Source organism: Dactylosporangium sp. NPDC005572 (assembly GCF_040605515.1).
Classification (GTDB): domain Bacteria; phylum Actinomycetota; class Actinomycetes; order Mycobacteriales; family Micromonosporaceae; genus Dactylosporangium.
This window is the reverse complement of sequence record NZ_JBEXCY010000097.1, coordinates 19,265-41,443: the sequence shown is the minus strand read 5'-3', so window position 1 is coordinate 41,443 and position 22,179 is coordinate 19,265. Positions and strand designations below refer to the sequence as shown.

Sequence of the window (22,179 nt, the reverse complement as noted above, 5' to 3'; positions counted from 1 at the left end):
TCACCCCCCGCGTGCCCGCGTACCCACTCGGTCGGTCGACCGACCGAACGGGGGCGTCCAGCAACGCCGCGAGGAGTGGGGCCGCCACGAAGGCCGTTGCCGTCACCGGGGCCTCCAGCGCCGCGGCGCCGATCTCCTCCAGGACCGCCACCAGGTCCGTCTCGGCAAGGCCCAGGCCGCCCTGCGACACGGGCACCAGGGCGCCGAACAGTCCCAGTTCGGCCAACGCCGGCCAGCCCTTCACGAGAGGCTCCCGGACCGCGTCGCGGAAGGCCAGCTGGTCTTCAGTCGGGGCGAATCGCACCGGTACCCCCTCAGGCCCTCGGCAGGCCGAGCACCCGCTCGGCGACGATGTTGCGCTGGATCTCGTTGGTGCCGGCGTAGATCGGGCCCGCCAGCGAGAACTGGAAGCCCCGGGTCCACGGCGAGTCCAGGATCGCCTCGGCGCCCAGCAGCTCCAGCGCGATCTCGTGCAGGTCGATGTCCAGCTGCGACCAGTACAGCTTGTTGAGGCTCGACCGCGCACCCGGCGGGCGGCCCTCGACGAGGTCGGTGACCTGGTTGAGGGTGAACAGCTGGTAGGCGCGGGCGGCCAGCCAGGCCCGCGTCACGCGCTCGCGGGTGGCGGGGCGCAGGCGGTCGCGCTGCGCGGACGCCAGGGCGATCAGGCGCGACGCGGTGTGCAGGAAGCGGCCCGGGGAGCGCAGGGTCAGGCCGCGTTCGGAGCCCGTCGTCGCCATCGCCACCCGCCAGCCCTCGCCGACGCCGCCGAGGACGGCCGACGACGGGACGTGCACGTCGTCGAAGAAGACCTCGGCGAAGCCCTCGTCGCCGTCGAGGCGGCCGAAGCCGCGGACCGTGACGCCGGGGGTGTCGAGGGGGACGAGGAAGTACGTCAGGCCGCGGTGGCGGGGCGCCGACGGGTCGGTGCGGAACAGGCCGAACAGGTGGGTGCAGAACGCGCCGCGGGTGGTCCAGGTCTTCTGGCCGGACAGGCGCCAGCCGCCGCCGTCGGAGGCGGGGACGGCGCGGCTGGCGATGCCGGCCAGGTCGCTGCCGGCGCCCGGCTCCGACCAGCCCTGGCACCACAGGTCCTCGGCCGCGGCCATCCGGGGCAGCAGCGTGTCGCGCTGCTCCGGGGTACCGAACTCGAACAGCGTCGGTGCGAGCAGGAAGATCCCGTTCTGGGTGACGCGCTGCGGTGCCCCGGCGGCGTAGTACTCCTCCTCGAAGATGAGCCACTCCCAGAGGGAGGCGTCCCGGCCGCCGTACTGCGACGGCCACGACACGACGGACCACCGCGCGTCGAAGAGGCGCCGCTCCCAGTCGAGGTGGGCGGCGAAGCCCGCGCGGGTGTCGCCGGACGGCAGCGGCGCCGACGGGACGTTGGCGCGCAGCCAGGACCGGGCCTCGGCGCGGAACGCGGCCTCGGACGCGGTGTCGGTGAGGTCGACCGTCATCGGCCGAACTCGTCCCGGACCTTGTCCGCCACGCCGGTCAGGTTGAGCTCGAACGTGAAGCCCTGCTCGTAGCGGTAGCTGCGCTTGGGGTCCCACGGGTCGATGCCGTTGAGCGACTCCTTGGCGGCGCGGATGACGGCCGGGTCCTTGCCGGCGATGTCGTGGGCGAGCTCCAGCGCGGCGGCCCGCAGCTCGGCGCGGGGCACGACGCGCAGCACGGAGCCGAACGCGTGCAGCTCGGCGGCGGTCACCGTGGCCGACGTGTACATCATCGCGCGCATCTTGTGCTGCGGTACGAGCCGGGACAGGTGCGTCGCGGCGCCCAGCGCGCCCCGGTCGACCTCGGGCAGGCCGAACGTGGCGTCGTCGGACGCGACGATGATGTCGGCGTTGCCGACCAGGCCGATGCCGCCGCCGAGGCAGAAGCCGTGCACGGCGGCGATCACCGGGACCGGGCAGTCGTAGACGGCGGCGAACGCGGCGGCGCAGCCCCGGTTCACCCCGACGAGGGCGGCGTGGTCGGCGGCGGCCTGCAGCTCCTTGATGTCGACGCCGGCGTTGTAGCCGCGGCCCTCGGCGCGCAGCACGACGGCCCGCACGGCCGGGTCGGCGCCGGCGGCGGTGAGCGCGGCCGCGAGGTCGAACCAGCCCTTGACGGGCAGGGCGTTGACCGGCGGGTTGTTCATGACGATCTCCGCCACGCCCCGGTCGTCGACGGTGGTCTCGATCATGCGGCATCTCCATCGGAAGCGGCGAGGTCGGCAGCGAAGGTGGCCCAGCCGTACACGGCGACCGTGCCGTCCTGGGTGGTGCAGGTCAGTTCGAGGTCCAGCAGCGGCGAGCCGTCCTCGGCGGTGTACCGCCGCACGAGTGTGCCGTCGCAGGTGACGGTGTCGCCGGGGAACACCTGGGCGGCGAAGCGGACCCGGAAGGAGCGGACGTTCTGCGCGCCGTACCGGTCGGTGGCCCAGGTCGCCATGAGCCCGGCCTGGAGCATGCCCAGCGACAGCGGCGCCTTCATGCCGGCGGCGCGGGCGAACTCCTCGTCGTGGTGGATCGGGTTGAAGTCGCCCGACGCGCCCTGGTAGCGGACCAGGTCGGTGCGGGTCAGCGGGCCGACGGTGAAGCTCGTCATGCGGTCTCCACCCCGGTCAGCTTGGCCGTCGCGACGAGGTTGCCGGCCTCGTCGTGGAAGTCGGTGACCATGACGGCGAAGGTCAGCGTCCCCCGCCGGCCCTCCTTGCGCGTCACCGACTCGATCCGGGACCGGCCGGTCAGGCGCGTACCGGCCCGCGGGGGCGGGCCGTGGAAGACGAACTCCTGCTCGGCGTGCAGTCCCTTGCGCTGGTCCATCGCGACCGCCTCCCAGGGGTCGCTCGCGCCGGACTGCCAGAAGAACGCGGTGGTCAGGAAGGTCGGCGGTACCACGGGATCCTCCGCCTGCAGGTAGGCGGGGTTCTGCGAGTGGGTGGCCCGGGCGAACTCGCGGATCTTGCCGCGTTCGACGTCGAGCGTGAAGGGCTCCCCCACCCGGCCCACGGCGCTGGCGTCCACCATGAAGTGCTCCTACGGGTGCTGGCTGCTGACGGAGACGACCTCGCCGGTCATGTACGAGCTGTACTCGCTGGCGAGGAACACGATCACGTTGGCCACCTCCCACGGCTCGGCCGGCCGCCCGAACGCCTCGCGCCCGGACAGCTCGGTGAGCAGCTCCTCGGTGGTGACCTTGGCGAGGTGCGGGTGCATCGCCAGGCTGGGCGCCACGGCGTTGACCCGCACCCCGGCCGCGGCCGCCTCGATGGCGGCGCAGCGGGTGAGCGCCATGACCCCGGCCTTCGCCGCGGCGTAGTGCGCCTGCCCATCCTGCGCCCGCCAGCCGATGACCGAGGCGTTGTTGACCACCACACCCCGCCCGCGCGGGACCATGTGCCGCAGCGCGGCGCGGGTGCAGCGGAAGGTGCCGGTGAGCGTCACGTCGAGGACCGTGCTCCACTGCTCGTCGGTCATGTCGACGAGCCGCGCGGTGCCGCCCAGCCCGGCGTTGTTGACGAGGACGTCCAGGCCGCCGAGCCGGTCGGTGACCGCGTCGAACAGCCGGTCCACCTGCGCCTGGTCGGTCACGTCGCAGGGCACCCCGAGGACGCCGAGCTTCTCCGCCGACTCGGCGAGGCGCCGCTCGTGCCGGTCGCTGATGACGACGGTCGCGCCCTCCTCGATGCAGCGCTCGGCGGTCGCGTACCCGATGCCGGTACCGGCGGCGGCGGTCACGAGCACGGTCCGCCCTTCGAGCAGGCCGTGGCCTTTGGTCCTGGTCACCATGCGGTCAGCCTACCAAGCGCTTGTTAGGTTCGGAAGGGGTGGCCCGGGCCTGGTCGAGCGGGACCGCGACCGCGGCCGACGTCGACAGCGCCGGGCGGTCCGGCTCGGGCGCCGGCAGCGGGTCGGCGGGCGCGAGGGACGCCAGGCTGCGGGCGGCGAGCTCCTGGTACACCTTCGTCCCGTTGGCCTTCCAGGCCAGCTCCTCCGGCGTCAGGTCGCGCACCACCCGGGCCGGGGCGCCGGCGACCATCATCCGCGACGGGACGACGAAGCCGGCCTTGACGAAGGAGTGGGCGGCGACGAACGCGTACGCGCCGACCAGCACGTCGTCCATGACGACCGCGTTCATGCCGATGAGCACGCCGGGCTCGGTGACGCAGCCGTGCAGGACCGCGCCGTGCCCGACGTGCCCGTCGCGGCCCAGGACCGCCTCGGTGCCGGGGAAGGTGTGGAACACGCAGGAGTCCTGCAGGTTCGAGCCCTCCTCCAGCACGAGCCGGCCGAAGTCGCCGCGGAGGCTGGCCAGCGGGCCGACGTAGCAGCGCGGGCCGACGTGGACGTCGCCGATGAGCACGGCGGTCGGGTGGACGTACGCGGTCGGGTGGACGACCGGGACGACGCCCTCGATCGAGTACACCGGCATCAGGCGAGCCGCTTCAGCGTGTCGGCGGCCTCCGCCATGATCCGCTCGACCAGCTCGGCGCAGCTGGGCAGGTCGTCGATCAGCCCGGCGACCTGGCCGGTGGCCATCACGCCCTGCTCCGGGCGGCCGTCGACCATGGCGGCCCGGATGAGCATCGGCGTGTTCGCGGCGAGCAGCACCTGGGAGTACTTCAGGCCGTGCTCCCGGTGCATCGCGCGGCCCTCCCGCACGAGGCTGAGCCAGCTGCGGCCGGTGAGCTTGCGGAAGGTCCGGGCGCTGCCGACGGCGCTGGCGAGCCGCCGGCCGCCGGTCAGCGTGTCGAGGAACGGCGTGCGCAGGACGCGCTGCGGGACGCCGTCGAGGGCGTCGGTGACCACCGTGTCCGTCAGCGAGGCCTTGAGGTACTGCTGCTTCACCTCGACCGGCACCGGGCTGTCGCTGGTGAGCAGGAACCGGGTGCCCATCGCGATGCCGGCGGCACCGTAGGCGAGCGCGGCGACCAGGCCGCGGCCGTCGAAGTAGCCGCCGGCCGCGATGACCGGGATGTCGACGGCGTCGACGACCTGCGGCAGCAGCAACGAGGTCGGCACCGGGCCGGTGTGCCCGCCGCCCTCGCCGCCCTGCACGACCACGGCGTCGGCGCCCCACGCGGCGACCTTCTCGGCGTGCCGGCGCGCCCCGACCGAGGGCACGACGACGGCGCCGGCCGACTTCAGCCGCTCGATCAGGTCGGGCTTCGGAGCCAGGGCGAACGAGGCGACCTTCACCCCCTCGCCGATGAGCAGGTCGACCCGCTTGCGCGCGTCGGGCGCGTCGGCGCGCAGGTTGACCCCGAACGGCTGGTCGGTGCGCCGGCGCACCTCGGCGACCGCGGTGGCGAGCTCCTCGAACGACAGCGTGGCGCTGGCCAGGATGCCCAGGCCGCCGGCGTTCGAGGTGGCGGCGGTCAGGGCGGCGTCGGAGACCCAGCCCATGCCGGTCTGCACGATCGGGTACCGGACGCCGAACAGCTCGCAGATCGGCGTCCGCAGGGCGGTCACCCCCGCACCTCCCGGTCCCGGGTCGCCTGCGGGTCGATGACGTCGCGGATGAGCGCCAGCTCGTCGCCGGTGGGCAGCCGGGTCTCGGGCACCTCCGCCGGTACCACCAGGGAGAACGCGGTCGCCTCGAGCACCTCGTCGACCGTCACGCCCGGGTGCACGGAGACCAGGCGCATGCGGTGGTCGTCGGTGCCGAAGTCGAACACGCCGAGGTTGCTGACCACGCGGCGCAGCTCGTGGTAGCGCCCGGCGGTGGGGTTGGCGGCCGCGCGGTCGTAGCCGATGCCGCTGACCATGTCGACCGCCTCGACGAACGAGCGCCGGCCGTGCCGGGGCACCCAGTAGCTGGTGGGGTGGCTGACCGTGTTGCCGGGGGCGCCGCGCACGCCGAGCAGGGCCCGGTCCGGGCGGGCGAAGTCGCCGATGGCGGAGATGTTGGCGTTGCCGTAGCGGTCGATCTGGCTCGGGCCCATCATGACGTGCCGGCGGCCGCTGTAGAGCAGGTCGAACACGGCGCGGTACGGGATCCAGCCCTCGATGACGGGCGGGGTGCCGCCGATCGCCCAGGTGCCCCGGGTCAGCAGCGCCTCGCCGTCGGACAGCAGCAGGTCCGGGGCGAAGGTGGCGCGGGCCAGCCGGGCGGCGATCATCGGGACCAGGCCGATCGGGCTGGCCAGGATCTCGCCGTCGCCGCGCCACGCCTCCGCGCACGCCACGACACAGACCTCAGCGCGTGTGACGTCGCTGCTCATGCGGCCACCCCCAGGTACTCCTCGTAGAAGTTCGCCCAGGCCTGCGGGTCGGCCGCGGCCTGCACGTAGCGTCGCTGGAACTCCTCGTCACGGCCGTAGTCGGGGTCGCAGCTGGTGAAGTGCGCCCCGCCGGGCGCCTCGACGACGCCGTGCACCATCCAGCGTTGCAGCAGCAGCGTCTGCACGGGGGCGTCCCGGGTGAGCTCCTCCGTCGGCACGATCCGCTCGACCGACACGTAGGCCTGCTCGGCGGCGGTGCAGAAGAGGTCGTCGAAGTACGGGTCGGGGCCGAGGTACTGCGCGTTGCCGTGCTCGTCGGCCCGGTTGAGGTGCACGAGGGCCGCGTCCAGCGCGACCGCGGGCACCGCGACCAGCTCCTCGTCGCCGTACGGCGAGGCGATCGTGCGCAGCTCCGGGTTGACCCGCAGGACGTCGGAGCCCAGGCCGGCCCGGCTGGGCAGGAACGGCAGCCGGCAGCTGGCGGCGTACAGCCCCCAGCGCAGCATGCCCTCGTCGTACTCCGTGACGTCGACCGCGCCGGCCTGCCGGGCCGCGCGGAAATGCGGCTCGAGCGGGATCGTGTCGAGCGACACGAAGCCGTACACGAGGCGGCGGACCTTCTTCGCCGCCAGCAGCAGGCCCACGTCCGGGCCGCCGTAGCTGACGATCGTCAGGTCCGTGAGGTCGGAGCGCAGGATCGCCCGCACGAGTGACATCGGCTTGCGCCGAGAACCCCAGCCGCCGATCCCGATGGTCATGCCGGACCGCAGCCGGCTCACGACCTCGTCTTCGGTCATCCGCTTGTTCGCCATGGTCCCGCCTTCTTTGCCTAAGGACAAAGCTGACCGTACCAAGCGCTTGCTTGATTACGCTACACTCACCGACGAGCCGTATCTCACGGCCACGGCACACGTACACTCCAGGTGCCGGCACACATCGACAAGAAGGCACGGGATGGCGCGAGAGCCTGGGGATCGACGCGAACGGATTCTCGCGAGCGCCGCGGGGTTGTTCGCCCGCAAGGGCGTGGCCGCCACGACGGTCCGCGAGATCGCGGACGAGGCCGGAATCCTGTCCGGGAGCCTGTATCACCACTTCGAGTCGAAGGAGGCGATGGTCGACGAGATCGTCACCTCCTACCTGGAGGACCTGCGGACGCGGTACAAGCGGGTCCTGTCCGGCGACACCGACCCGAGGACGCGGCTGCACGACCTCATCGTGGCGTCGCTGGAGGTCGTCGAGGCCCACCCGCACGCCACCGAGATCTACCAGAACGACGTGAACTACCTGACCCAGATCGAGCGTTTCGGGTACCTGCGGAGCGCCGGCAAGGAGGTCCAGGCGGCCTGGCTGCAGGTCATCGAGGCGGGCATCACCTCGGGCGTGATCCGCAGCGACCTGGACCCGAAGATCCTGTACCGCCTGATGCGTGACGCGGTCTGGCTGTCGGTGCGCTGGTTCAAGCCGACGGCGGCGTACCCGATCACCCGCCTGGCCGAGGACTGCACGTCGCTGTTCCTGGACGGCCTGGCCCGCCGCTGAGCCCTGGACCGCCGCACTACACCGGATGCTCGGGCGTGGCCCGCAGGACCGTGCCCAGGTGGTCGGCGGCGTCGCGCAGGGCGGCCACCGCGTCCGGCAGCATCGGATGGGTGCTCGGATGGATGCTCGGATGGGTGCCGCCGCGCTCCAGCAGCCCGGTCAGCGCGGACAGGGTGGTCAGTGCCGCGTCGGTGACCGGGTCGGCGCGCTGGCCGCGCCCGCGCCACAGCCCGTGCTGGACGCGGGCCAGGCGGGCCCTGCGCAGCCGGGCCGCGGCCGCCCGGTCGGCGTCCCAGTGCAGGTCGGCGAGGTCCTCGACGCCCAGGTCGGAGCGGTCCTCGGCGGCGGCCAGGTGGGCTTCGAGGGCGGCGGTGAGGTGGGCCAGGAGCGCGAGGCGGCGGTGCTCGTCGTCGAGGTCGCGCATGATGTACAGCGGGTCGCCCGGCACCCCGAGCACGGTCATCGCCCGCAGCAGGTCGTCGGTCGTCGGCTCCACGGCGCGATCGTAGGCCGCCACCCAGCGTCACGACCGCGGCTGTTCACCTTGTCACAGCCGGTACCGATGAGTTTCGCCGCCGCCGCTGGTCGGTAGGGCATGGGACGCATCGAGGTGGACATCTCCGTATCGGTCGACGGCTTCGTCACCGGCCCCGGCGTCGACCGGACCCCCGGTCTCGGCGACGGCGGCGAGGCGCTGCACCACTGGGTGTGGCGGCACCCCGAGGGCCGGGCGCTGCTCGACGAACTGCTGTTCACGGCGTCGGGCGCCGTGGTCACCAGCCGGCGGGTGTACGAGGACACCGGCGGGTGGGGCGAGGACGGCTTCTACCGGATGCCGGTCTTCGTCGTCACGCACCGCCCGCACGAGGTCGTGCGCCGGGGCGACACCACGTTCACGTTCGTCACCGGCGGGATCACGGCGGCCCTGGACGCCGCGCAGGCGGCCGCCGGGGAGCGCAACGTCCACGTCATGGGCGGTGCGTCCGTGGCCCGCCAGGCGCTCGTGTCGGGCCGCGTGGACCGGCTGCGGCTGCACGTGGCCCCGGTGCTGCTCGGCAGCGGCACACCGCTCTTCGACGGGCTGCTGCCGGTGGACCTCGAGCACCTGGAGACCCGCGACACGCCCGGGGCGACCCACCTGACCTACGCGGTGCGCTCCAGCAGGCCGCGCAGGTAGGCCGCCTGGCCGACATGCTCCAGGCCCTCCACCAGCACGCCGACGAGGCGGTCGCGGACCGGGACGGTGTCACCCAGGGTGGGGCTGGTGGCCAGGCGGTCCGGGTCGCCGGCCGGGGCGGTGTCGAGGTACGTGCGGACCCGGGCCGCGACCGCCCAGTGGTAGGCGCCGAGCACGGCCGGCTCCGGGCTCACGAACGCCGCCACCTGCTCCGGGGTGTGCCGGTAGCCGGTCTCGTCGGGGTCGGCGAGCCGGCCGAACCGGGCGTGCCAGCCGTCGGTGATCCACAGCTGGGGCGGGTCGGCCAGCTCGCTCACGTTGCGGTCGTGGCTGCGGGTGAGGTGCCACAGCAGCCAGCCGATCGGGTTGGTGCCGGGCACGGCCACCGCGTCGAGCAGCGCGGGGTCGAGCCCGTCGAGGACGGCCCGGACGTCGCGCTCGATGCGGTCGGCCAGGGCGCCCACGAACGCCTTCCAGGTGCGGTCGGTCACCCGCCCAAGTCTGCCTCATGGCGGGACCGGTGCAGCCCGACCGGCATGAGCGGGCCCACGACGCCGGCCTCGAACGCCGCCGCGACGCCGCCGACCGACCACGACGGGTCGTGGGTGCCCTCCCCCAGGACCGTCGGATGGGCGATCATCGACAGCTCGTCGCCGTCGATGCGCACGATCTGGCCGTGCAGCCCGGCCGCCGCGTCGGACAGCAGGTAGATCACCGCCGGGGCGTTCTGCTCCGGGGGCTTGTGCAGGTTCTGGCCCTGGGCGGCGGTGCCGAGGTAGGCCTCGAACGCCTCGGCCATGCGGGTGTGCGCGTTCGGGGAGACGGCGTTGACCCGCACGCCGGTGCCGGCGAGGTCGGCGGCCCAGCAGTAGGTGAGGGAGGCGACGCCGCCCTTGCTGGCCCCGTACGCGCCCATCGCCGCCGACCCGGCGTGCGCGCCGGAGGTGACGTTGACGATCGAGCCGCCGCCCTGGGCGAGCATGGCCCGGATCGCGTGCAGGCCGCAGTAGGCGGTGCCGAGCAGGTTCACCTCGACCACCCGGCGGAAGTCGTCGGGGTCCTGCTCGGCGGGGTGCGCGAGGCGGAAGATGCCGGCGTTGTTGACCAGGCCGTCGACCGCGCCGAACGCCTCGACGCAGGCGCCGACGATCGCGCCGGCGCCCTCCCAGGTGGCGACGGTGCCGCTCACCGCGAGCGCGCGGCCGCCCGCGGCCCGGATCCGCTCGGCGACGCCGGCCGCGCGGGCCTCGTCGACGTCGTTGACCACGACCGCGGCCCCCTCGGCCGCGGCCAGCACCGCGTAGGCGGCGCCGAGGCCCTGCCCGGCCCCGGTCACCACCACCGCCTTACCCTGCAGCGACCCGGTCATGCTCCCTCCGCTTCGCTCCGGGCGCACGACCTCCGAACCGAGCCCCTGATGCCCGGCCCCTCCGCTTCGCTCCGGGCCGGTCATGACAGCCGCTCCACCACCATGGCCATGCCCTGACCGCCGGCCGTGCACATGGTCTCCAGGCCGAACTGGCCGTCCCGGTGCACCAGGCCGTTGATGAGCGTGGTGGCGATCCGGGCGCCGGTCATCCCGAACGGGTGGCCGACCGCGATGGCGCCGCCGTGGACGTTGACCCGGTCCAGGTCGGCACCCATCTGGCGGTACGACGGGATCACCTGCGCGGCGAACGCCTCGTTGATCTCGACGAGGTCGATGTCGGAGATCGACATGCCGGCGTGGGCCAGGGCGCGGCGGGTCGCCTCGACCGGGCCGAGGCCCATGATCTCGGGGCTCAGCGCGGACACGCCGGTGCTCACGATCCGGGCCAGGGGCGTCAGGCCCAGCTCGCGGGCGCGCTGGGCGCTCATGATGACGAGGGCGGCGGCGCCGTCGTTCAGGGGGCAGCAGTTGCCGGCGGTCACGGTACCGTCGGGCCGGAACGCGGGCTGCAGCGCGGCGACCTTGTCGAGGGTCACGCCCGCCCGGGGCCCGTCGTCGCGGCGCGCGACCGTGCCGTCGGGCAGCGTCACCGGCGTGATGTCGAGGTCCCAGAACCCGTCGGCCTGCGCCTTCTCGGCGTTGTTCTGCGAGCGCACCGCGAACTCGTCCTGCTCGTGCCGGGAGACCCCGCACAGCTGGGCGACGTTCTCGGCGGTCTCCCCCATCGCGACGTACACGTCGGGCAGCCCGCCGCTGTCGCGCGGGTCGGACCACCGGGCCGAGGGCGCGAACGTGGGCCAGCGCGGGTTCTTCGTGTCCGGCATCCCGTCCGACTTGCCGGCCGGGTAGTGCGAGACGATCTCGGCCCCGGCGGCGACGAACGCGTGGCCCTCCCCCGCGCGGATCGCGTGGAACGCCATCCGGATCGCCTGCAGCGACGAGGCGCAGTACCGGTTGACGGTGGTCCCGGGGACCATGTCGAAGCCGAGGTGCATCGCGACCTGGCGGCCCAGGTTGTACCCCTGCTCGCCGGCCGGCTGGGCACAGCCCATGATCAGGTCGTCGAGCGTGGCCGGGTCGAGGGCCGGCACCCTGTCGAGCGCGGTGCGGACCACCTGCGCGGCGAGGTCGTCGGCGCGCACACCGGCCAGCGAGCCCTTGTAGGCGCGGCCGATCGGGGAGCGCACCGCGGCGACGATCACGGCGTCCACGGATCACCTTCTTTCTGCTGCATCACTGCGTGACCGTCCAGCCGCCGTCGACGGGCAGCAGGACGCCGTTGACGTAGGCGGCGGCCGGGGAGAGCAGGAACAGCACCGCGGCGGCGACGTCCTCGGGACGCCCGGCGCGGCGCATGGGGTTGCGCTCGACGAGCGCCCGGCCGAGCGGGCTGTCGGCGAAGCCGGCCATCCGCGGGGTCTCGATGAAGCCGGGCGCGACGGCGTTCGCCCGCACCCGCGGCGCGACGCGGGTCGCGAGGTGGCGGGTGTAGCCGGCGATGGCCGCCTTGCCGGCGCTGTACCAGGCCGAGTCGGTGCCGACGAGGTTCCCGGCGACGCTGGCCACGTTCACGACCGCGGCCCCGTCGGGCGGGTCGGTGGCGAGCCAGGCCGACGTGACGAGCTCGACGGATCCGGCGGTACCGATGAGGCCGTCGCCGAAGCTGAGGGCAGTGGAGCTCGCCGGACCGGCGTTGTTGACAAGGTATCGGGCGGGGCCCACCTCGGCGAGCGCGGCCTCGACCGCCGCCCGGTCGCGGGTGTCGACGACCATCCCGCCCGGGCTCAGGTCCCACACGACGGGGTTGAGGCCCTGCTCCTTGGCGAGGCGGACGATCGCGGCGCCGATGCCGCTCGCGCCGCCGGTGACGATGACGGTGTCCACTAGCGGCTCCTCAGTGCGGTCTTGAGCACCTTCCCGCTGGCGTTGCGGGGCAGGGCGTCGATGAGCACGATGTCGCGCGGAACCTTGTAGTTGGCGAGGCGCGTCTTGCAGAACTCCGATATTTCCGAAATGTCGGGTATTGCATCCGCTCGCGGCACGACGAACGCCCGGGCCACCTCGCCCAGCCGGGCGTCGGGCATGCCGATGACCGCGACCTCGGCGACCGCCGGGTGGCGGGCCAGGACCTGCTCGATCTCGGCCGGGTAGGCGTTGAAGCCGCCGACGATGAACATGTCCTTGAGGCGGTCGGTGATGCGCAGGTAGCCCCGCTCGTCGAGCGCGCCCACGTCGCCCGTGTGCAGCCAGCCGTCCGCGTCGATCGCCTCGGCCGTCGCCTCCGGGTCCTCGAAGTACCCCCGCATCACGTTGTAGCCGCGGATCAGGACCTCGCCGCTCGTCGCGTCCACCCGCACCTCGACGCCCGGGACCGCCGGCCCGCAGGTGGTCGACACGGTGACCGGGTCGTCGTCGGGGCGGCACATGGTCGCGGTGCCGCAGGACTCGGTGAGCCCGTACGCGGTGAGCACGGTCGCCAGCCGCAACTCCGCGCGCAGCCGCTCGATCATGACGACCGGCACCGTGGTGGACCCCGTGACCGCGACGCGGAGGCTGGACAGGTCGAAGGCGCCGCGGCGGGGGTGGTCGAGGATCGACGTGTACAGCGTCGGGGGGCCGGGCAGCACGGTGATCCGCTCGGCGGCGACGATGCGCAGCGTCTCCTCCACGTCGAACACCGGCTGCGGCACGATCGTCGCCCCGCGCAGCAGGCAGGCGATCACGCCCGCCTTGTAGCCGAAGGTGTGCGAGCAGGGGTTGACGAGGAGGTACCGGTCGCCGGCGGTGAGGCCGGCCAGCTCGCTCCAGGCGACGTACAGCTCGGTGGTCTGCCCGTGGGTGAGCATCGCGCCCTTCGGCCGCCCGGTCGTCCCGGAGGTGAAGAAGAGGTCCGCGAGGTCGTCGGGGTCGACGGCCACGCTGACCGGCGTGGCGTCCCGCCCGAACGCGTCCCACTCCGCGACCAGGTCGACGACGGCCTCGATGCCGTGGTCGGGCTCCTCCTCCTTCCACGCCTGCTGGAGCGAGGCGACGTAGGAGTTGCCGAGGAAGCCGTCCTGCACGAACAGCAGCCGGGCGCCGCTGCGGCGCAGGATGTACGCCGCCTCCGCGCCCTTGAGCCGCGTGTTCAGCGGCACCATGACCCCGCCGGCGGAGACGATGCCCAGGGCGGCCACGATCCAGCGCCACGAGTTGGGCGCCCACAGCGCGACCCGGTCGCCCTTGCCGACCCCCCGGGCGGCAAGGGCGCCGGCGAACCGGGCGACCTCGTCGGCGAGCCGCGCGTAGGTGAGCCGGACGGGGCCGTCGACGATCGCCTCGCGGTCGCCGTGGTGTGCGGCGCCCGCCTGTACCAGATCGGGAATGGTCCGGGCGGCCAACGGTTCCATGCCGGCCACCTTACCAACCAAGCGCTCGCTTGGTAAGGTGCTGGACATGAGCGCCTTCATTGTTGATGCGGTCCGGACCCCCGTCGGGCGGCGCGGCGGCGGCCTCGCCGGCGTCCACCCGGCCGACCTGGGGGCGCACGTCCTCAATGCCCTGGTCGAGCGTAGCGGCGTCGACCCGGCCGCGGTCGACGACGTGATCTTCGGCTGCGTCGACGCGCTCGGCCCGCAGGCCGGCAACATCGCCCGCACGTCGTGGCTTGCCGCCGGCCTGCCCGAGCACGTGCCGGGCGTCACCGTCGACCGGCAGTGCGGCTCGTCCCAGCAGGCCGTGCACTTCGCCGCCCAGGCCGTCCTGTCGGGCACCGCCGACCTGGTCGTGGCGGGCGGCGTGCAGAACATGAGCGCCATCCCGATCTCCGCCGCCATGCTGGCCGGCCGCGAGTACGGCTTCGACGACCCGTTCCGCGGCTCGACCGGCTGGCAGGCACGCTACGGCGACCAGGAGATCAGCCAGTTCCGGGCGGCGGAGCTGATCGCCGCCAAGTGGTCGCTGACCCGCTCGGAGATGGAGTCGTACGCCCTGGAGAGCCACCGGCGGGCCGCGGCGGCCGTCGACGGCGGCCGCTTCGCCCGGGAGATCGCCCCCCTCGGCGACGTGCGGCACGACGAGGGCCCCCGCCGCGACACGTCCCGCGAGCGCATGGAGGCGCTGGCGACGCTGACCCCCGGCGGGGTGGTGACGGCGGCCCTGGCGAGCCAGATCTCCGACGGCGCGGCGGCGCTGCTGATCGCCTCCTCCCGCGCCGTCGACTCGCACGGCCTGCGGCCCCGCGCCCGCATCCACCACCTGAGCGTCCGGGCGGACGACCCGGTGTACATGCTCACCGGCCCGATCCCCGCCACGGCGGTGGCCCTCGAACGGGCCGGCCTGACGGTCGACGACATCGACCTCTTCGAGGTGAACGAGGCATTCGTACCGGTCGTCCTCGCGTGGCAGCGCGAGACCGGCGCCGACCTGACCCGCGTGAACGTCAACGGCGGCGCCGTGGCCCTCGGCCACCCGCTGGGTGCAACCGGGGCGCGCCTCATGACCACCCTTTTGCATGAGCTGGAGGCAACCGGCGGGCGGTACGGTCTGCAGACGATGTGTGAGGGTGGGGGGACCGCGAATGTCACCATCATCGAACGGCTCTGAGCCCCGCTCGGCGCTCGTCACCGGCGGTACGCGAGGCATCGGCCGGGGCATCGCCGACCGACTGCTCGCGGCCGGCTACCAGGTCCTGGTCTGCGGCCGCAGGACTCCCGACGACCTCCCGCCCGGGATGGTCTTCATGGCCGCGGACGTCCGCGAGCCCACGGAGGCCCAGGCCCTGGTGTCGGCGGCCGTCTCCCACTTCGGCGGCCTGGACCTGGTGGTGAACAACGCGGGCGGCTCCCCGTCGGTCCCCGCGGCCACGGTGTCACCCAATCTGGTGACAGCGGTGGTCCGGCTGAACCTCCTCGCCCCGTTCTTCGTGGCCCAGGCCGCGAACGCGGTGATGCAGCACCAGCCGGACGGCGGCCTGATCATCAACATCGGCTCCGTCTCGGCGATGCGCCCGGCCCCCGGCACGGCCGCGTATGCGGCGGCGAAGGGCGGCCTGGAGGTCCTGACCCGGGCCCTGGCCCTGGAGTGGGCCCCGAAAGTCCGGGTGAACCTGGTGACGGCGGGCGTGGTCCGCACGGACGACAACGTGGCCCACTACGGCGACGAGGAGGCCCTGGCCGCGGTGGCGGCCACGGTCCCCCTGGGCCGGATGGCGACCCCCGACGACGTGGCGGACGCGGTGCTGCTGCTGGCGTCCCCGCTGGCGGGCTACATGACGGGCGCCGGCCTCCTCCTGGACGGCGGCGGCCAGCTCCCCCGCTACGCCGACGCGTCGAATCCCGCCAACGGCCACCGGTAAGGCGTCGGGCGACCAGAACGTGGCGGACGCCCGAAGCGTCAGCACATCAGTGGTGGAATCCGGTGGCGTCGCCGCCCGTGTGCACGGGCCCGGGTTGGGCCTGCAGTTCGGGCAGCAGCCGGCGGAGGTCGGCGAGCAGGAGGTCGGCCAGGTCACGGGTGAAGCCGTTGCGGACCACGATCCGAAGGACGGCGAGGTCGGTGCGGTTGGCCGGGAAGGTGTACGCCGGGACCAGCCAGCCGCGCTCGCGGAGCCGACGGGAGACGTCGAACACGTTGAACGCGCCGACGTCGGGGTTCGTGGTGAACGCGAACACCGGCAGCTCGTCCCCGTGACTCAGCAGCCGGAACCGGCCCGTGGCGGCGATCCCGCCGGAAAGGTGGAGCGCCACGTCGCGGGACGCCTGCTGGGCGGCCCGGAAGCCGGCACGGCCGAGGCGGAAGAAGGTGTAGTACTGGGCGACGACCTCTGCGCCCGGGCGGGAGAAGTTCAACGCGAACGTCGGCATGCTGCCGCCGAGGTAGTTGACGTTGAAGACGAGGTCCTCCGGCAGGGCGTCGCGGTCGCGCCACAGCACCCAGCCGACGCCGGGATACACCAGGCCGTACTTGTGCCCGGAGGTGTTGATGGAGACGACCCGGTCGAGCCGGAAGTCCCACTCCAGGTCCGGGTCCAGGAAGGGCGCGATCATCGCCCCGGAGGCGCCGTCGACGTGCAGCGGGATGTCCCAACCGGTGCGCTGCTGCAGCGCATCGAGCGCCGCCGCGATCTCGGCGACCGGCTCGTAGCTGCCGTCGAACGTCGAGCCGAGGACCGCGACCACGCCGATGGTGTTCTCGTCGCAGTGCGCCGCCGCCTCCTGCGCGGTCAGGTGCAGCCGATCGCCCTCCATCGGCACCAGGCGGGGTTCGACCTCCCAGTAGTTGCAGAACTTCTCCCAGCAGACCTGGACATTGATCCCCATCACCAGGTTGGGCCGCCGGACCTCGTCAGCCGGGTGCCGGGCCGCCCAGCGCCGCTTCAGGGCCAGACCGGCCAGCATGCACGCCTCACTGGATCCGGTGGTCGAGCAGCCGATCACGTCGGCCGAATCCGGGGCGTGCCACAGGTCGGCGAGGATACTGACACAGCGCCGTTCGAACTCGGCGGTCTGCGGGTACTCATCCTTGTCGATCATATTCTTGTCGACGCACTCTGCCATCAGGCGGGTCGCCTGCGGTTCCATCCAGGTCGTGACGAACGTGGCGAGGTTCAGCCGGGCGTTGCCGTCGAGCATCAGCTCGTCGTGCACGAGTTGCCAGGCGGTGTCGGCGGGCACCGGGTCCTCGGCCAGCGCGTCGCGGGGTGAGCTCACCTGCCGGGCCAGCGCCGGGTTGGCGACCGTCGCGAACGGGTTCCCGCCGTCCGCGGCCTCCGGCGGCCGTCGCGGAAGACGCCTGTGCAGCACCATCGTCGCACCGTCCTGTCAGTCGATCCCTCCGCCGCTGCCCCGATGCGCCCGGATGATGCGGCAGGACTCAGCCGCTTTTCGTGCTGTCCGGTTCAGCTACGGCGGCATCCAGGAGCGCGCCAGGCGCTTCACCCCCTGCTGACCCCCGAACGTGTCATCCGGAAAGTAGGGATCACGTGTGTGGGAGCCTTGGCGGCGTGATCGAGGTTGCGGGGTTGCGGGAGAGCGATCGGACCGTCTGGCAGGAGCTCTTCGCCGGGTACCACGAGTTCTACGGGCGGACCTGGCCCGCCGAACGGTTCGACGAGGCGTGGCAGGCCTTCCGGGACGGGCAGAAGGTGCACGCCCTCGGGGCGCGGGTCGGCGGGGAGCTCGTCGGGATCGTGCACTTCCTCGTCCACGCCAGCACCAGCTCGCGGGACGTGTGCTACCTCCAGGACCTCTACACCGACCCCGCCGTGCGGGGGCGTGGGGTGGGGCGGGCGCTCATCAGCGCCGTCGAGGACTGGGCGCGGGGGCGGGGGCTCGACCGGGTCTACTGGCACACCAGGGCCGACAACGTCACCGCGCGGCGGCTCTACGACCAGGTGGCCGAGCACCGCGGGTTCATCAGCTACGTGATCCCGCTCTAGACTTCCCGATCATGGTACGGCGGGCGCGGTGGATCGGTGCGGGGGTCGCGGCCGTCGTCGTCGCGACCGGCATCGTATGGGCCGCCGGCGGCGACCACGCGGTGGCGGTGCGCACCACCTTCCCGACCGAGTGGACGGGCGGCGCCGTCTTCGCTCAGCGCTGCACCCCCTGAGCGGTGCTCACGCACCGCGGCCCCGGGCGGGCAGGCGGGCCGCGCGGACCACGACCCGGACCGGGCCGAGCTCCGTGCCGTCGGCGCGCAGGCGGGTGCCGTGGACGGTCACCCAGGCCTCCCCGTCGAGGTGGAACTCCGCGGCGCGGTCGATGCGCTCGATGCGCAGCCGCAGCGGGCCGGCGCCGTAGCGGTAGTCGTTCTCGGCCAGCACCACCACGGGCTGTGCGTTCATCATCCGACGGTAGGCACGCACGGTAGCGGACCGCACCGGTCGATCGGACGCGGACCGGTCCCTGATCCGCGCCGGAACCGGCCGTCCGGGCCGGGCCGGGCGACGTTCAACCCCGGCCGTACCGTTGACCGAGCGTCACCGGAACAGCCAGTCATCCGGGGTACGCGGCGGCCAGCAGGCGGCGCCGCAGCGCGACCGGGTCGAGGGCGAGCACGCGGTTCGCGGTGGCGCGCTTCAGGTACCGGTGCGCCGGATGCTCCCACGTGAAGCCGATCCCGCCGAGCAGCTGGATGGCCTGGGTGGTGACCGTCCACGCGGCCTCGCCGGCGGTCAGCTTGGCCAGCGGCGCGGCGGTCGCGAACTCCGCAGCCGGCGCCTGCAGGGCGTACCAGACCGTGGAGGTGGCCTGTTCGACGAGCACGTGCAGGTCGGCGACCCGGTGCCGCAGCGCCTGGAACGTGGCCAGGGGCACCCCGAACTGGCGGCGGGTGCGCAGGTGCTCGACGACCAGCGCCAGGGCGGCCCGGGCCACGCCGAGCGACTCGGCGGCCAGGCCGGCGTGCAGCACGTCCAGGGCGTGCCCGGCACCGCCGGGCGCGACGAGCGAGGCCTGGGCGGCGTCGAACACCACCGTCGCCTGGCCGCGGGTCTGGTCGAGTGTCGGGTGGACGCGGACGTCGGCGACCGCGGCGGAGACGGCGTGGAGGTCGTCGCCGGCCGCGACGACGAACACGTCGGCGGCGTCGCCGTCGAGGACGTGCGGGACCGTGCCGGTGAGCCGGCCGCCGGCGACGGCGCAGTCCCCGCCGAGGGCGAGCGTGGCGATCGTGGTGCCCTCGGCGAGGGCGGGCAGCAGCGCGGCCGCCGCCGGTACCGACGGATCCAGGGCGGCCGCGGCGGTCACCGTCGACAGCAGCGGGGCCGACAGCAGCGCCGCGCCCGCCTCCTCCAGGGCGATGCCGGCCTCGACCAGGGTGGCGCCGAACCCGCCGTGCGACTCGGGGACCACGAGCGCGGTGAGGCCCAGCTCGCCGGTGAGCCGGGCCCAGCTGTAGCCGGGGTCGGCCAGGAAGGCACGGACGGACTCGCGCAGCGCGTCATGCTCCGAGGGGGCGGACATCAGCGGCTCCCGAGGACGTGGGAGGCGACGATGTTGCGCTGGATCTCGTCGGCGCCGCCGTAGATCGTGTCGGCCCGGGTGAACAGGAACAGCCGCTGCGCATCGGTCAGGTCGTACGGCGCGGCGTCGACCAGCGTCGCTCCCGCCCCTTCGACGGCCATCGCCAGCTCGCCGAGCCGCTGGTGCCATCCGGCCCACAGCAGCTTGGCGACCGAGGCCGCGGCCGGGTCCGGGTCGTCGTTGCGCAGTGTCCGCAGCGCGTGGTGGCGCAGGCCCTGCAGTCCGGCCCAGGCGTCGGCGATCCGGTCGGCGACCACCGGGTCGGCGAAGGCGCCGGTGGCCCGGGCCCGCTCGACGACCGCGTCCAGCTCCCGGGCGAACTGCATCTGCTGCCCGAGGGTCGCCACCCCGCGCTCGTGGGCGAGGGTGCTGGTGGCGATCCGCCAGCCGTCGCCGGGCGCGCCGACGACGAGGTCGGCGTCGGTGACGGCGTCGTCGAAGAACACCTCGTTGAACTCGGAGGTGCCGGTGAGCTGCACGATCGGGCGGACGGTGACGCCCGGCTGGTCCATGGGGACGAGCAGGTACGACAGGCCTTCCTTGCGGGTGGAGCCGGGCGTGGTGCGGGCGAGCACGAAGCACCAGTCGGCGACGTGGGCGAGGGACGTCCACACCTTCTGGCCGGTGACGTGCCACCGGCCGCCGGCCAGCTCGGCCCGGGTCTGGACGTTGGCCAGGTCGGAGCCGGCCTCGGGCTCGCTGTACCCCTGGCACCACAGCTCGGTCGCGGCGGCGATCGGCGGCAGGAAGCGGCGCCGCTGCGCGTCGGTGCCGTGCGCCACGAGCGTCGGGGCGAGCAGGTGCTCGCCGATGTGGCTGAGCCGGCCGGGGCCGCCGGCCCGCGCGTACTCCTCGTGGAACGCGACCTGCTCGGCGATGCTCGCGCCACCGCCGTGCGGCGCGGGCCAGCCGAGGCCGATCCAGCCGGCCTCGCCGAGGACCCGTTCCCAGCGGGCCCGCAGCTCGACGTGCTCGTGCTCGCGGCCGGGCCCGCCGGTGCCGGCGAGGGCCGCGAACTCGCCGGTGAGGTGGGCCGCCATCCAGTCGCGGACCCGCTGCCGGAACTCATCCTCCATAGACGGCCTCCGGGGCGGGGGCGCCGGCGATCAGCGCGCGCACGACCGGCCCGAGCTCGGCCGGCTCCCAGCGGCGGCCCGCGTCGGCGGACGGGCCGTGCCGCCAGCCGTCGGCCAGGCTCACCTGGCCGCCGGCGACCTCGAAGACCCGCCCGGTCACGTCGCCGGCCTCCTCGCTCGCCAGCCACACGACGAGCGGCGAGACGTTCTCCGGCGCCATCGCGTCGAAGCCCGACTCGGGAGCGCGCATGGCGTCGGCGAAGGCGACCTCGGTCATGGCGGTCCGGGCGCTGGGCGCGATCGCGTTCACGCAGATGTCGTACCGCTGCAGCTCCGCCGCGGCGACCAGGGTGAGCGCGGCGACCCCGGCCTTGGCGGCGCTGTAGTTCGACTGGCCCACGCTGCCGAGCAGCCCGGCGCCCGAGGTGGTGTTGACGACCCGGGCGGCGACCGGCGTGCCGGCCTTGGCCTGGGCCTTCCAGTAGGCGGCGGCGTGGCGCATCGGCGCCGCGTGGCCCTTGAGGTTGACCCGCACGGCGTCGTCCCACTCGGCCTCGGTGACGTTCGTGAACATCCGGTCGCGGTTGAGGCCGGCGTTGTTGACGAGCGCGTCGAGCCGCCCGAACGTGGTGACGGCCAGGTCGACGAGCGAGGCGGCGAAGTCCCAGTCGGCGATGTCGCCGGGCGCGGTGACGACGTCGCCGGGCAGCTCCTTCGCGACCGCCTCCAGGGCGTCGGCCGACAGGTCGTTGAGCACCAGGCGGTGCCCGGCCGCGGCGAACGCGTGCGCGTGGGCGCGGCCGAGGCCCTGCCCCGCGCCGGTGACGATGACCGTTCTCATGCCTTCAGGACCTCCCGCTGGTACCACCGGATCTTGTCCCGGACGTCGACCGGATCCCGCGGGTCGGCCCGGATCACCACCCGCCCGACGCCGAGGGAGCGCAGCGTCTCCAGCTCGGCCCGGTTGCCGGGGGCGCGCATGGTGACCTCGACCTCCGCCGGGTCACGGCCCAGGGTCTCGCACTCGGCGCGCAGCCGGTCGAGCAGGCCCGCGAACTCGTCGCCGCGGACGCCGAGCGGGTACCACCCGGCACCGTACCGCGCGGCGCGGCGCACCGAGGCGACGCTGTGCCCGCCGACGACGATCGGGACGGTGCCGCGGACGGGCCGGGGCCGGCTGTGGACGTTGTCGAAGGTGACGTACCGCCCGTGGTAGGTGGCCGCGTCGCCGGTCCACAGCGCGCGCATCGCCTCGAGGTACTCGTCGGCGCGGGCGCCGCGGTGCTCGAACGGCACCCCGAGGGCGTCGTACTCCTCGCGCAGCCAGCCCACGCCGATGCCGGCGAGCAGCCGCCCGCCGCTGAGCACGTCGAGCGTGGCGAGGCGCTTGGCCAGGGTCGCCGGCTGGTGCTCGGGCAGGATCAGCATGGCGGTGCCGAGGCGCAGGGTCTGCGTGTGCGCGGCGGCGAAGGTGAGCCAGTGCAGCGGGTCGGGGACGTCGTCGGTGGCGGCGAGGCCCATCCGTCCGGCCGGGTCGTAGGGGTAGCGCGACGCGTAGTCGCCGGGCATGACGACGTGCTCGACCGCCCACACCGACTCGCAGCCGAGCTCTTCGAGGAGGCTCACGAACCGCGCGGTCGTGGCCGGGTCCGCCGCGCCGGCGCCCGAGAGGGCCGCCATGACGCCGAGTTTCAGCTCCACGGGCTGGACTCTACCAAACGCTTGCTTGGTAGAGT

28 protein-coding genes are annotated in these 22,179 nt (G+C 73.7%); 6 read left to right on the top strand and 22 right to left on the bottom strand.

Annotation, left to right across the window (positions count from 1 at the left end; genetic code table 11):
• The 10 genes from ABZS66_RS35240 to ABZS66_RS35195 all read right to left on the bottom strand — a co-directional run.
• The coding region (locus tag ABZS66_RS35240; RefSeq protein WP_354765411.1) for an acyl-CoA dehydrogenase family protein at positions 1-304 on the bottom strand (304 nt) is incomplete at its 3' end.
• A 10-nt stretch (positions 305-314) separates the two neighbouring features.
• A complete protein-coding gene (locus tag ABZS66_RS35235; protein ID WP_354765409.1) occupies positions 315-1,460 on the bottom strand; it encodes an acyl-CoA dehydrogenase family protein in 1,146 nt (381 codons plus the stop codon).
• Positions 1,457-2,191 carry an enoyl-CoA hydratase family protein gene (locus ABZS66_RS35230; RefSeq protein ID WP_354765407.1) on the bottom strand — a complete coding sequence of 245 codons (735 nt, stop codon included), beginning with the start codon at positions 2,189-2,191 and terminating at the stop codon, positions 1,457-1,459. The genes ABZS66_RS35235 and ABZS66_RS35230 overlap by 4 nt, the downstream gene beginning before the upstream one ends.
• Positions 2,188-2,595 carry a MaoC/PaaZ C-terminal domain-containing protein gene (locus ABZS66_RS35225; RefSeq protein WP_354765405.1) on the bottom strand — a complete coding sequence of 136 codons (408 nt, stop codon included), beginning with the start codon at positions 2,593-2,595 and terminating at the stop codon, positions 2,188-2,190. The genes ABZS66_RS35230 and ABZS66_RS35225 overlap by 4 nt, the downstream gene beginning before the upstream one ends.
• Positions 2,592-3,017, bottom strand: coding sequence for a MaoC family dehydratase N-terminal domain-containing protein (locus tag ABZS66_RS35220; RefSeq protein ID WP_354765404.1), 426 nt, complete (start codon positions 3,015-3,017; stop codon positions 2,592-2,594). The genes ABZS66_RS35225 and ABZS66_RS35220 overlap by 4 nt, the downstream gene beginning before the upstream one ends.
• Positions 3,018-3,026: 9 nt before the next feature.
• A complete protein-coding gene (locus ABZS66_RS35215; RefSeq protein WP_354765402.1) occupies positions 3,027-3,779 on the bottom strand; it encodes an SDR family oxidoreductase in 753 nt (250 codons plus the stop codon).
• 4 nt (positions 3,780-3,783) lie between these two features.
• Positions 3,784-4,416: a transferase hexapeptide repeat family protein gene (locus ABZS66_RS35210; RefSeq protein WP_354765400.1), complete on the bottom strand. Its 633-nt coding sequence runs from the start codon at positions 4,414-4,416 to the stop codon at positions 3,784-3,786.
• Positions 4,417-4,421: 5 nt separating this feature from the next.
• Entirely contained in the window at positions 4,422-5,462 is a 1,041-nt protein-coding gene (locus ABZS66_RS35205) for a nitronate monooxygenase (protein ID WP_354765398.1), read from the bottom strand.
• On the bottom strand, positions 5,459-6,214 hold the full coding sequence (locus ABZS66_RS35200) for a CoA-transferase (RefSeq protein ID WP_354765396.1): 756 nt from the start codon (positions 6,212-6,214) through the stop codon (positions 5,459-5,461). Before ABZS66_RS35200 ends, ABZS66_RS35205 begins: the two co-directional genes overlap by 4 nt.
• On the bottom strand, positions 6,211-7,026 hold the full coding sequence (locus ABZS66_RS35195) for a CoA-transferase (RefSeq protein WP_354765394.1): 816 nt from the start codon (positions 7,024-7,026) through the stop codon (positions 6,211-6,213). Before ABZS66_RS35195 ends, ABZS66_RS35200 begins: the two co-directional genes overlap by 4 nt.
• A gap of 142 nt (positions 7,027-7,168) precedes the next feature.
• Here ABZS66_RS35195 and ABZS66_RS35190 point away from each other — a divergent pair, with 142 nt between their 5' ends.
• Positions 7,169-7,756: a TetR/AcrR family transcriptional regulator gene (locus tag ABZS66_RS35190; RefSeq protein WP_354765392.1), complete on the top strand. Its 588-nt coding sequence runs from the start codon at positions 7,169-7,171 to the stop codon at positions 7,754-7,756.
• A 16-nt stretch (positions 7,757-7,772) separates the two neighbouring features.
• On the opposite strand, the gene ABZS66_RS35185 is transcribed toward ABZS66_RS35190, so the two are convergent.
• Entirely contained in the window at positions 7,773-8,252 is a 480-nt protein-coding gene (locus ABZS66_RS35185; RefSeq protein WP_354765390.1) for a hypothetical protein, read from the bottom strand.
• Positions 8,253-8,351: 99 nt separating this feature from the next.
• Here ABZS66_RS35185 and ABZS66_RS35180 point away from each other — a divergent pair, with 99 nt between their 5' ends.
• Entirely contained in the window at positions 8,352-8,933 is a 582-nt protein-coding gene (locus tag ABZS66_RS35180; protein ID WP_354765388.1) for a dihydrofolate reductase family protein, read from the top strand.
• Here the strand turns inward: ABZS66_RS35180 and ABZS66_RS35175 are convergent.
• The 5 genes from ABZS66_RS35175 to ABZS66_RS35155 form a co-directional block, all read right to left on the bottom strand.
• A complete protein-coding gene (locus ABZS66_RS35175) occupies positions 8,900-9,424 on the bottom strand; it encodes a DinB family protein (RefSeq protein WP_354765386.1) in 525 nt (174 codons plus the stop codon). The genes ABZS66_RS35180 and ABZS66_RS35175 overlap by 34 nt on opposite strands.
• Positions 9,421-10,302, bottom strand: coding sequence for an SDR family oxidoreductase (locus tag ABZS66_RS35170; RefSeq protein WP_354765384.1), 882 nt, complete (start codon positions 10,300-10,302; stop codon positions 9,421-9,423). Before ABZS66_RS35170 ends, ABZS66_RS35175 begins: the two co-directional genes overlap by 4 nt.
• A gap of 80 nt (positions 10,303-10,382) precedes the next feature.
• Positions 10,383-11,573 (bottom strand): acetyl-CoA C-acetyltransferase, encoded by a 1,191-nt coding sequence (locus tag ABZS66_RS35165; RefSeq protein WP_354765382.1) that lies wholly within the window; start codon positions 11,571-11,573, stop codon positions 10,383-10,385.
• Between the two features lie 22 nt (positions 11,574-11,595).
• Complete coding sequence (locus ABZS66_RS35160) at positions 11,596-12,246, bottom strand: SDR family oxidoreductase (RefSeq protein WP_354765380.1); 651 nt, start codon at positions 12,244-12,246, stop codon at positions 11,596-11,598.
• Positions 12,246-13,751, bottom strand: a complete 1,506-nt coding sequence (locus ABZS66_RS35155) for a FadD3 family acyl-CoA ligase (RefSeq protein ID WP_354765378.1) — start codon at positions 13,749-13,751, stop codon at positions 12,246-12,248. Before ABZS66_RS35155 ends, ABZS66_RS35160 begins: the two co-directional genes overlap by 1 nt.
• A 46-nt stretch (positions 13,752-13,797) precedes the next feature.
• Here ABZS66_RS35155 and ABZS66_RS35150 point away from each other — a divergent pair, with 46 nt between their 5' ends.
• Positions 13,798-14,946, top strand: a complete 1,149-nt coding sequence (locus tag ABZS66_RS35150; protein WP_354765376.1) for an acetyl-CoA C-acetyltransferase — start codon at positions 13,798-13,800, stop codon at positions 14,944-14,946.
• The gene (locus ABZS66_RS35145) at positions 14,921-15,697 is read left to right on the top strand and encodes an SDR family oxidoreductase (RefSeq protein WP_354765374.1); all 777 of its coding nucleotides are present in this window, start codon (positions 14,921-14,923) and stop codon (positions 15,695-15,697) included. Before ABZS66_RS35150 ends, ABZS66_RS35145 begins: the two co-directional genes overlap by 26 nt.
• 46 nt (positions 15,698-15,743) lie before the next feature.
• Here the strand turns inward: ABZS66_RS35145 and ABZS66_RS35140 are convergent, their stop codons facing one another.
• Positions 15,744-17,147, bottom strand: a complete 1,404-nt coding sequence (locus ABZS66_RS35140; RefSeq protein WP_354765373.1) for a glutamate decarboxylase — start codon at positions 17,145-17,147, stop codon at positions 15,744-15,746.
• A gap of 197 nt (positions 17,148-17,344) precedes the next feature.
• Here ABZS66_RS35140 and ABZS66_RS35135 point away from each other — a divergent pair, with 197 nt between their 5' ends.
• Both ABZS66_RS35135 and ABZS66_RS35130 read left to right on the top strand, forming a co-directional pair.
• Positions 17,345-17,779: a GNAT family N-acetyltransferase gene (locus ABZS66_RS35135; protein WP_354765371.1), complete on the top strand. Its 435-nt coding sequence runs from the start codon at positions 17,345-17,347 to the stop codon at positions 17,777-17,779.
• A gap of 11 nt (positions 17,780-17,790) precedes the next feature.
• Positions 17,791-17,952: a hypothetical protein gene (locus ABZS66_RS35130; RefSeq protein ID WP_354765369.1), complete on the top strand. Its 162-nt coding sequence runs from the start codon at positions 17,791-17,793 to the stop codon at positions 17,950-17,952.
• A gap of 7 nt (positions 17,953-17,959) precedes the next feature.
• Here ABZS66_RS35130 and ABZS66_RS35125 read toward each other — a convergent pair whose 3' ends face one another.
• The 5 genes from ABZS66_RS35125 to ABZS66_RS35105 form a co-directional block, all read right to left on the bottom strand.
• A complete protein-coding gene (locus ABZS66_RS35125) occupies positions 17,960-18,187 on the bottom strand; it encodes a hypothetical protein (protein WP_354765367.1) in 228 nt (75 codons plus the stop codon).
• 151 nt (positions 18,188-18,338) lie between these two features.
• Positions 18,339-19,307 carry an acyl-CoA dehydrogenase family protein gene (locus ABZS66_RS35120; RefSeq protein WP_354765365.1) on the bottom strand — a complete coding sequence of 323 codons (969 nt, stop codon included), beginning with the start codon at positions 19,305-19,307 and terminating at the stop codon, positions 18,339-18,341.
• Positions 19,307-20,443, bottom strand: a complete 1,137-nt coding sequence (locus ABZS66_RS35115) for an acyl-CoA dehydrogenase family protein (RefSeq protein ID WP_354765363.1) — start codon at positions 20,441-20,443, stop codon at positions 19,307-19,309. Before ABZS66_RS35115 ends, ABZS66_RS35120 begins: the two co-directional genes overlap by 1 nt.
• Positions 20,433-21,284, bottom strand: a complete 852-nt coding sequence (locus ABZS66_RS35110; protein WP_354765361.1) for an SDR family oxidoreductase — start codon at positions 21,282-21,284, stop codon at positions 20,433-20,435. Before ABZS66_RS35110 ends, ABZS66_RS35115 begins: the two co-directional genes overlap by 11 nt.
• Positions 21,281-22,144 (bottom strand): LLM class F420-dependent oxidoreductase, encoded by an 864-nt coding sequence (locus ABZS66_RS35105; RefSeq protein ID WP_354765359.1) that lies wholly within the window; start codon positions 22,142-22,144, stop codon positions 21,281-21,283. Before ABZS66_RS35105 ends, ABZS66_RS35110 begins: the two co-directional genes overlap by 4 nt.
• Positions 22,145-22,179: the final 35 nt, after the last annotated feature.